The sequence below is a fragment of the Caulobacter endophyticus genome, from assembly GCF_003116815.1.
Taxonomy (GTDB): domain Bacteria; phylum Pseudomonadota; class Alphaproteobacteria; order Caulobacterales; family Caulobacteraceae; genus Caulobacter; species Caulobacter endophyticus.
Genome location: NZ_QDKQ01000030.1, coordinates 43,364 through 50,834, shown reverse-complemented (window position 1 = coordinate 50,834; position 7,471 = coordinate 43,364). Strand labels below are relative to the sequence as shown.

General features: G+C 67.4%; 8 protein-coding genes, 1 tRNA gene and 1 pseudogene. 7 read left to right on the top strand and 3 right to left on the bottom strand.

The genetic code is table 11. The features are described 5' to 3' along the window. Window positions 1-116, top strand: a pseudogene (locus DDF67_RS26470) (IS481 family transposase); the annotation flags it as partial. 97 nt (window positions 117-213) lie between these two features. Then, window positions 214-576: a hypothetical protein gene (locus tag DDF67_RS07185; protein WP_109100218.1), complete on the top strand. Its 363-nt coding sequence runs from the start codon at window positions 214-216 to the stop codon at window positions 574-576. Window positions 577-709: 133 nt separating this feature from the next. On the opposite strand, the gene DDF67_RS07180 is transcribed toward DDF67_RS07185, so the two are convergent. Both DDF67_RS07180 and DDF67_RS07175 read right to left on the bottom strand, forming a co-directional pair. After that, a tRNA-Leu gene (locus DDF67_RS07180) sits at window positions 710-794 on the bottom strand. A 78-nt stretch (window positions 795-872) separates the two neighbouring features. After that, the gene (locus DDF67_RS07175) at window positions 873-1,781 is read right to left on the bottom strand and encodes a LysR family transcriptional regulator (RefSeq protein WP_109100217.1); all 909 of its coding nucleotides are present in this window, start codon (window positions 1,779-1,781) and stop codon (window positions 873-875) included. A gap of 125 nt (window positions 1,782-1,906) precedes the next feature. On the opposite strand from DDF67_RS07175, the gene DDF67_RS07170 reads away from it, so the two are divergent. The 5 genes from DDF67_RS07170 to DDF67_RS07150 all read left to right on the top strand — a co-directional run bounded on the left by DDF67_RS07170 (window position 1,907) and on the right by DDF67_RS07150 (window position 5,853). Further along, complete coding sequence (locus DDF67_RS07170) at window positions 1,907-2,605, top strand: pirin family protein (protein WP_101719896.1); 699 nt, start codon at window positions 1,907-1,909, stop codon at window positions 2,603-2,605. A gap of 91 nt (window positions 2,606-2,696) precedes the next feature. Next, entirely contained in the window at window positions 2,697-3,296 is a 600-nt protein-coding gene (gene wrbA, locus DDF67_RS07165) for an NAD(P)H:quinone oxidoreductase (RefSeq protein ID WP_109100216.1), read from the top strand. Between the two features lie 370 nt (window positions 3,297-3,666). Further along, window positions 3,667-4,311 (top strand): uracil phosphoribosyltransferase, encoded by a 645-nt coding sequence (gene upp, locus DDF67_RS07160; RefSeq protein WP_109100215.1) that lies wholly within the window; start codon window positions 3,667-3,669, stop codon window positions 4,309-4,311. Window positions 4,312-4,416: 105 nt separating this feature from the next. Next, window positions 4,417-4,800: a response regulator gene (locus DDF67_RS07155; RefSeq protein WP_109100214.1), complete on the top strand. Its 384-nt coding sequence runs from the start codon at window positions 4,417-4,419 to the stop codon at window positions 4,798-4,800. Between the two features lie 90 nt (window positions 4,801-4,890). Beyond that, window positions 4,891-5,853 (top strand): hypothetical protein, encoded by a 963-nt coding sequence (locus DDF67_RS07150; protein ID WP_109100213.1) that lies wholly within the window; start codon window positions 4,891-4,893, stop codon window positions 5,851-5,853. 65 nt (window positions 5,854-5,918) lie between these two features. Here DDF67_RS07150 and DDF67_RS07145 read toward each other — a convergent pair whose 3' ends face one another. Continuing rightward, the gene (locus tag DDF67_RS07145) at window positions 5,919-7,415 is read right to left on the bottom strand and encodes a phosphomannomutase/phosphoglucomutase (protein WP_109100212.1); all 1,497 of its coding nucleotides are present in this window, start codon (window positions 7,413-7,415) and stop codon (window positions 5,919-5,921) included. Between the last annotated feature and the right edge of the window lie 56 nt (window positions 7,416-7,471).

Here is a 7,471-nt window from a genome sequence, read left to right as displayed (position 1 = left end):
GGGCCAAGGCCATCAAGCCCTGGACCGACGCCTACAACCTCGTGCGTCCACACTCCGGCATCAAAGGCCTCACCCCTTGGCAGCGCGTGAACAACCTTCTTGGAAACGACAGCTAGCGCGGGCCTCGCTGGGCGGGGCTCGTGTCCTGGCGCGTGCGTGCGGCGTCTCGCGCGAATCCTGGCGTCGGCCGGCGGCCTCGCCTAGCTTGCGGCCATGACCACGCCCACGCCGCTTTCCGCTCTAAAGCCCATCGTCCTGACCAACGAGGCCGGCGTCGCCTTTCTCAAGCGGCATCCGGCGACTCGCGAGGTGGCGACCAGCGACTCGGCGAGCGGGCTTTTGCAGGCGGCCCTGCATTTCGTCGACGCCATCGAGCCGCCGCCGGCGGATGACTGGGTCATGCCCAACGCCGGCGTCCCGCAGGACCGCGAGCACGACCTGAGCTTCGAGAACGACGGCCACGCGCCGCCCTACGGCTTCTGGATCACCCATCCAGACGTGCTGGCCTGGACCACCGAGATGACCGAGGACGAGCGCCCCGACTGGTGGGTCAAGGTCTGGCTGAAGAGCGCATAGGGGCGGGTGCTTCGCTTTCCTGGGCCTTGCGCCCAGGATCCGTCGTTCCGCCGTCCAGACCGTTCAAGGACGGCCAAGGCCTGAGCTGTCGCCGGCCCGTCGTCCGACGGTGAAAATCTTTGCCAGGAAGAGTTGGTGCGGGCGGTCGGGGTCGAACCGACACTCCTTTCGGAACCGGATTTTGAGTCCGGCGCGTCTACCAGTTTCACCACGCCCGCATCTCGCCGGGCCGCGGCCCGAAGCGAAGAGGCGACTACCTAGCAGTGGTCGCCGGGAAGTTCCAGAGCCCTTTCACCTCACCCCAGCCACGGCGCCTTGGCCAGCCGTTCGGCCAGGAACTCCATCAGGACGCGCACGCGGGCGGGGCGGATCGGATTGGGCGGGGTGACCAGGTGCATGGCGATGGCCGGCGGGGTCCAGTCGGCCAGCACCTGCTCCAGCAGGCCGTCGGCCACGTCCTTCCAGACCATGAAATCGGGCTGCATGGCCAGGGCCTGGCCGTCCAGCAGCAGGGCGCGGAAGACGTCGGCGTTGTTGGCCCGCAGCGGCGCAGGCACGCTGATGGCGTACTGGCCCTGGGTCTTGTGCTCGAACCGCCAGGCGTCGCGCGAGCGGCCGCCGGTGTAGAAGAGGGCGCGGTGGCGGGCGAGATCCTTGGGATGCTCGGGCCGGCCATGCTTGTCGAAATAGGCCGGCGAGCCGACCAGCATCACCCGCACCGGGCACAGCCGTCGGGCCAGCAGGCTCGAATCCTCAAGCGCCGAGATCCGCAAGGCCAGGTCGAAGCCGTCCTCGACTATGTCGATCAGCTGGTCCGACAGCGACAGCTCGACCGACACCTCCGGATAGAGGGCGAAGAAATCCGAGAGGGCGGGTCCCAGATAGCCGATGCCGAACGACATCGGCGCAGCCATCCGCACCAGACCCTTGGGAACCGCCGATTGGGCCGAGGCTTCCAGCTCCAGCGTCTCGCCGTCCGCCAGCAGGCGGCTGGCGGCCTCCAGGGAGCTCTGGCCGCTGTCGGTCAGCGACAGCCGGCGCGAGGTGCGGTGGAAGAGGGTGGCGCCCAGCCGCTGCTCCAGGCGCGAAACCGCCTTGGACACCGTGGCGTTCGACAGGCCCAGGTCCTTGGCGGCGCGGGCGAACGAGCCGGTCTCGGCCACCTTGGCGAACACGGCCCAGGCCTCGAAGTCGGGAAGTTTCATGGTGTCATTTTTGGAAATGGTTTCTTTCGACCATTTCTATTTCGGATCAAGCGATCTGTCTCCATCTTCCTCGTCAACGGAGAGGCCAACACGGCCAGCCACACAAGACACTCCAGGAGATCGACATGATCGAAGTTCGCAAGTTCGACAGCCTGGGCGGCGCCAATCACGGTTGGCTCGACGCCAAGCACCACTTCTCGTTCGCCGGCTACCATGATCCCAAGCGCGTCCACTGGGGCGCCCTGCGGGTCTGGAACGACGACACCATCGCCGCCGGCACCGGCTTCCCGCCGCACCCGCACAACGACATGGAGATCATCACCTATGTCCGCGAGGGGGCGATCACCCACCAGGACAGCCTGGGCAACAAGGGCCGCACCGAAGCGGGCGACGTGCAGGTGATGAGCGCCGGCACCGGCATCCGCCACTCGGAGTACAACCTCGAGCCGGGCGTGACCAAGATCTTCCAGATCTGGATCATTCCGGACCGCGGCGGCGAACCGCCCGCCTGGGGCGCCAAGCCTTTCCCGAAGGGCGACCGTTCCGGCAAGTTCGTGGCCCTGGCCAGCGGCTTCAAGGACGATAACGACGCCCTGCCGATCCGCACCGACGCCCGCGTCCTTGGCGCGACGCTGAAGGCCGGCGAGGAAACCGAGTATGAGCTTGGCGCCGGCCGCCACGCCTATCTGGTGCCTTCGACGGGATCGATCGAAGTCAACGGCGTCAAGGTCGACACCCGCGACGGCGCGGCGATCGCCAACGAGAACACCATCCGCGTGAAGGCCCTGGCCGACGCCGAGCTGGTGCTGGTCGACGCGGCGTAAACAAAGCGTCGCTGAATTCCTTCAAGACGCGGCTGCTCAGGCCGCGTCTTTTCCTCCCCAACCTCAAGAAGACTTTCTCTAGGAGACTCTCATGGCCAAGGTTCTGGTTCTCTACTACTCGTCGTACGGTCACATCGAGACCATGGCCAAGGCCGTGGCCGAAGGCGCCCGCAGCGCCGGCGCGACCGTCGACATCAAGCGCGTTCCGGAAACCGTGCCGGAAGAAATCGCCAAGGGCGCCCACTTCAAGCTCGACCAAGAGGCGCCGATCGCCACCGTCGCCGAACTGGCCGACTACGACGCCATCATCGTCGGCACCGGCACGCGTTTCGGCCGCATGAGCTCGCAGATGGCCGCATTCCTCGACCAGGCCGGCGGCCTGTGGGCCCGCGGCGCGCTGAACGGCAAGGTCGGCGGCGCCTTCGTCTCGACCGCCACCCAGCACGGCGGCCAGGAAACCACCCTGTTCTCGATCATCACCAACCTGCTGCACTTCGGCATGACGATCATCGGCCTGCCCTATAGCCACCAGGGCCAGATGAGCAACGACGAGATCGTCGGCGGCGCGCCCTACGGCGCCACCACCGTCGCCGGCGGCGACGGCAGCCGCCAGCCGACCCAGATCGACCTGGACGGCGCCCGCCACCAGGGCGAACTGATCGCCGCCGCGGCCATCAAGCTGCACGGCTAAGAACCCGACCGGGTTCCTCCCCCAACGACCCGGTCCCAGCCGCGTCGCGCTTCATCCTCCCCCAGGAAGCGCGGCGCGGCTTTTCTTTTGAAAAACGGACGCTTAACCGCGTTTGTCAGCGTCGTGTTCAGCCTGATGCGTGAAGATGCCCATACGCAGGGGACAGCGAGGCGGGCGTGGCTAAGAAGGACAAGGTAGCGAAGCGGAGGTCGGGAATGGCCGACTTCATGACGCTCCTGGTCTGCATCGGCTGCACCGTCTGGGCCTTCAGGACAATCGTCGGCCTTGGCGGCTGATTAGCGCTTGGCCTGAAGGCCGGAAGGCGGCACTTGAACGGTAAAGCCGTTTCAAGACCAGGATACCGCCGCCCATGTCGACCCAATCCCTTCCGGGCGTGACCGTCGTCGACCACCCGCTGGTGCAGCACAAGCTGACCCTGATGCGGGACAAGGAAACCTCGACCAAGACCTTCCGCGCCCTGATGCGCGAGACCGCGACCCTGATCTGCTACGAGGTCACGCGTCAGCTCTCGATGGACGAGGTCGAGATCCAGACCCCCGTGGCCCCGACCAGGGCCAAGGTCATCGCCGGCAAGAAGCTGGTCTTCGCCCCGATCCTGCGCGCCGGCCTGGGCATGGCCGAAGGGATGCTCGATCTCGTGCCGGCCGCTCGCGTCGCCCACATCGGCCTCTATCGCGATCCCGAGACGCTGGAAGCGGTCGAATATTACTTCAAGACGCCGGAAGACATCGCCGACCGCCTGGTCATCGTCGTCGACCCGATGCTGGCCACCGGCCACACCGCCGTCGCCGCCATCGACCTGCTGAAGAAGCGCGGCGTGCGCGACCTGCGCTTCGTCTGCCTGCTGGCCTCGGTCCCGGGCGTGGAGACGCTGCGCGCGGCCCATCCCGACGTCGAGATCTGGACGGCGGCGGTGGATCCGCAGCTCAACGACCACGGCTACATCGTTCCGGGTCTCGGCGACGCCGGCGACCGCACTTTCGGCACGCGGTGATCTGGCGGTGCGCTTAGGCCCCGGATCGGGGCCGAGTGTGCGCTTGAGCACTTGCGCGACTCCGCGAGCGCGGTAAGCAGCAGCGTTAACCTTGTTCGAGTACGCATGCTGGTTACGCCGCCTCAGATCTATGTCGCCGACGACGACGCCCTGACGCGCGAGCTGGTCGAGATCCAGCTCGGTCGCGGCGGCTATGGCGCGCGCTCGTTCGAGACGGTGGAGGAGCTGCTGTCGGCGGTGGCCGCCGCACCGCCCTCGCTGATCCTGCTGGACGTGCGCATGCCGGGCCTTTCGGGCCTCGACGCCCTGCGCAGCCTGAAGTCGGCCCAGGGCGCGGAGGACATTCCCGTGCTGATGCTGACGGGGGAGGGGCGTCTGGACCGCATCGTCCAGGCCCTCCAGCTGGGCGCGGCCGGCTATGTGATGAAGCCCTTCACCGGCAAGGCCTTGGTCGACAAGATCGGCGAGGTGCTCGCCGCCGGCGGCTGAGCCCGGTTGCGGGGCGGCGCGTGACACGCCATAGCTGCGCCGAAGTCTTGTTGCGCGGGGGCGTAGGTGTTTCGGAAAACTCTGACGGCGGTGGCCGTTGTGCTGGCGCTGGGCGTCGTTCAGGCCGCGCCCGGCGTCGCGGCGGCCGCCCAGTCCGCGTCGCAGGGCGAGAACGCGGCGATCGCAGCGCGCACCCAGGCGATTTCCGCCGAGATGGATCGGGCTTCGGCGGCGTTCGCCAGCGTCGATCTTCGCGCCCTGCTGTCGACGACGGACCGCGCCTCGATGGAGCGTTTCGAAGCGGCTCTGGCGCAGGCCGAGGCGGAGGCTTCTGCGGCGGCCCGGACGCTGTCGGCCATGCCGGCCTGGCCCGGAGACAGCGATGACGACAAGCTCGTCGACCAGACCGCGCGCGACGCGGCCGCTTTCGCCTCCGACATCGCCAAGCTGGCGCGCGACCTTCGCCAGATGCTGGTCGCGCTGCGGAAGGGCGATCAGGGGAGCCTGAAGAACGCCGCCGCGCTCGTCCAGGCCGGCAGCGTGCGGTTGATGGAGGGGCAGGCCCTGGGCGCCCGCTCCCGGGCGGCTCTGCTGCCGGCCGACTCGGCCGAGCGACAGCTGATGCTGGCCCAGGCCGAGGTCCTGGACGGCATGGCGGCCATTATCGCCTACGCAGGAAACGCCAGGGACGAGGTCTCGACCGTAAAGCGGCTGCGGCTGATCGGGGTCAACGGCCGACGCATGGTCGCGCAGACGCGCGCGCTTACGGCGCAGGCCAGGCGCATGGACCTGGCCGCACTCGCCGGCGAGCCGAAGGACAGCCAGTTGCTTACCCTGGTGGAGCGCAGCTACGCAATCAATGAGGAGTTCGCGCAATCAACCGAACGGTGCCTGAGCGCGCTCGACGTCGCCGCGGGAAAGCTCGAGGCCGCCGGCGGCGCGCGAATCTCGCTGCGCCAGGATCTGGTCCCGCTGGAGCGCGAGGGAAAGGTCATGGAGCAGCTTGGCGCCGAGCAGATGGACGTGGCCGTGCGCATTGAGCGCCTCGGCTGAGGCCGCCAGACAAAAAGGCCGGGGATCGCTCCCCGGCCTTTCGTTCTTCAGGGGGGGGAGCCCGATCAGATTTCCTGGTTGTACTTGCCCACGCGGGCGCCCAGGCGCGGCTTCACTTCCTGGTGGAAGAGGGCCTTCATGTCGTCTTCGGACTGGGTGCTCTCGACCACGACCACCACTTCGGGCTTGTTCGACGAGGCGCGGACCAGCACCCACGAGCCGTCTTCCAGATGCACGCGCACGCCGTTGACGGTGATCACCTCGGTGATCTTGCGGCCCAGGATCGAGCCGCCGGCGGCGAACAGGTCTTCGTATTCCTTCACCACCTCGGCGACGACGCCGTACTTCTTCTCGTCGTCGCAGTGCGGGCTCATGGTCAGAGAGGTGAAGGCCACCGGCAGGGCCTTGCGGAGGTCCGAGAGCTTCTTGCCCGGATTGCGGTCGAGCATGGCCAGCACGGCGGCCGCGGCGGTCAGGCCGCAGTCGTAGCCATAGCCCAGCGGGTCGTTCATGAAGAAGTGGCCGCTCTTTTCGAAGCCGGCCAGGGCGCCCGTCTCGGCGCTCTTGCGCTTGATGTAGCTGTGGCCGGTCTTCCAGTAGATGACCTTGCAGCCGTGCTCTTTCAGGATCGGGTCGGTGGCGTAGAGGCCGGTCGACTTGACGTCGACGACGAAGGTCGCGCCGGGATGCAGCGGGGCCAGGTCGCGGGCCAGCATCAGGCCGATCTTGTCGGCGAAGATCTCCTCGCCCTCGTCGTCGACCACGCCGCACCGGTCGCCGTCGCCGTCGAAGCCGAAGGCCAGGTCCGCGCCGTGCTCACGGACGGCCTTGGCCATCTCGTGCAGCATCTCCAGGTCTTCCGGGTTCGGATTGTACTTCGGGAAGGTGTAGTCGAGGTCCGTATCCATGCCGATCACGTCGGACACGCCCATGCGCTGCAGGGCGTCGACGGCGAAGGCGCCGGCCGTGCCGTTGCCGCAGGCGGCCAGCACCTTCAGCGGGCGGGTGACCTTGGCGCGGGTGGCGACGTTGGCGATGTAGCGCTCGGCCTGGCCTTCGACGCGGATCAGCTTGCCGCCGTCGCGCTCGACGAACTTGGCGCCCAGCACGATGTCCTTCAGCTTGCCCATTTCGTCGGGGCCGAAGGTGAGGGGGCGCTGGGCGCCCATCTTCACGCCGGTCCAGCCGTTCTCGTTGTGGCTGGCGGTGACCATGGCCACGCACGGAATGTCGAGGTCGAACTGGGCGAAATAGGCGGTGGGCGACAGGGCCAGGCCGATGTCGTGCACTTCGCAGCCGGCGCTCAGCAGGCCCAGGATCAGGGCGTTCTTGATCGACGACGAATAGGAACGGAAGTCGTGGCCGACGACGATCTTCGACTGGCCCAGTTCATGGATGTAGGTGCCCAGGCCGAGGCCCAGCGCCTGGATGCCCAGCAAGTTGATCTCGGGGCCGAACAGCCAGCGTGCATCGTATTCGCGGAAGCCCGTCGCCTTGACCAGCGGCTCGTTTTCGTAAGCGGCGGTATTCGGAACCAAATCGGCGCGGGGAGTCGAGAACATTGGAGCTCGCTTCAATGAGTGATGGGATGCGTTTAGCTGTCGGAGTGGTTTGCTTC

Coding starts and splice junctions, on each gene's coding strand:
- DDF67_RS07185 (WP_109100218.1), top strand. CDS start 214: ATGACCACGCCCACGCCGCTTTCCGCTCTAAAGCCCATCGTCCTGACC.
- DDF67_RS07175 (WP_109100217.1), bottom strand. CDS start 1,781: ATGAAACTTCCCGACTTCGAGGCCTGGGCCGTGTTCGCCAAGGTGGCC.
- DDF67_RS07170 (WP_101719896.1), top strand. CDS start 1,907: ATGATCGAAGTTCGCAAGTTCGACAGCCTGGGCGGCGCCAATCACGGT.
- wrbA (WP_109100216.1), top strand. CDS start 2,697: ATGGCCAAGGTTCTGGTTCTCTACTACTCGTCGTACGGTCACATCGAG.
- upp (WP_109100215.1), top strand. CDS start 3,667: ATGTCGACCCAATCCCTTCCGGGCGTGACCGTCGTCGACCACCCGCTG.
- DDF67_RS07155 (WP_109100214.1), top strand. CDS start 4,417: ATGCTGGTTACGCCGCCTCAGATCTATGTCGCCGACGACGACGCCCTG.
- DDF67_RS07145 (WP_109100212.1), bottom strand. CDS start 7,415: ATGTTCTCGACTCCCCGCGCCGATTTGGTTCCGAATACCGCCGCTTAC.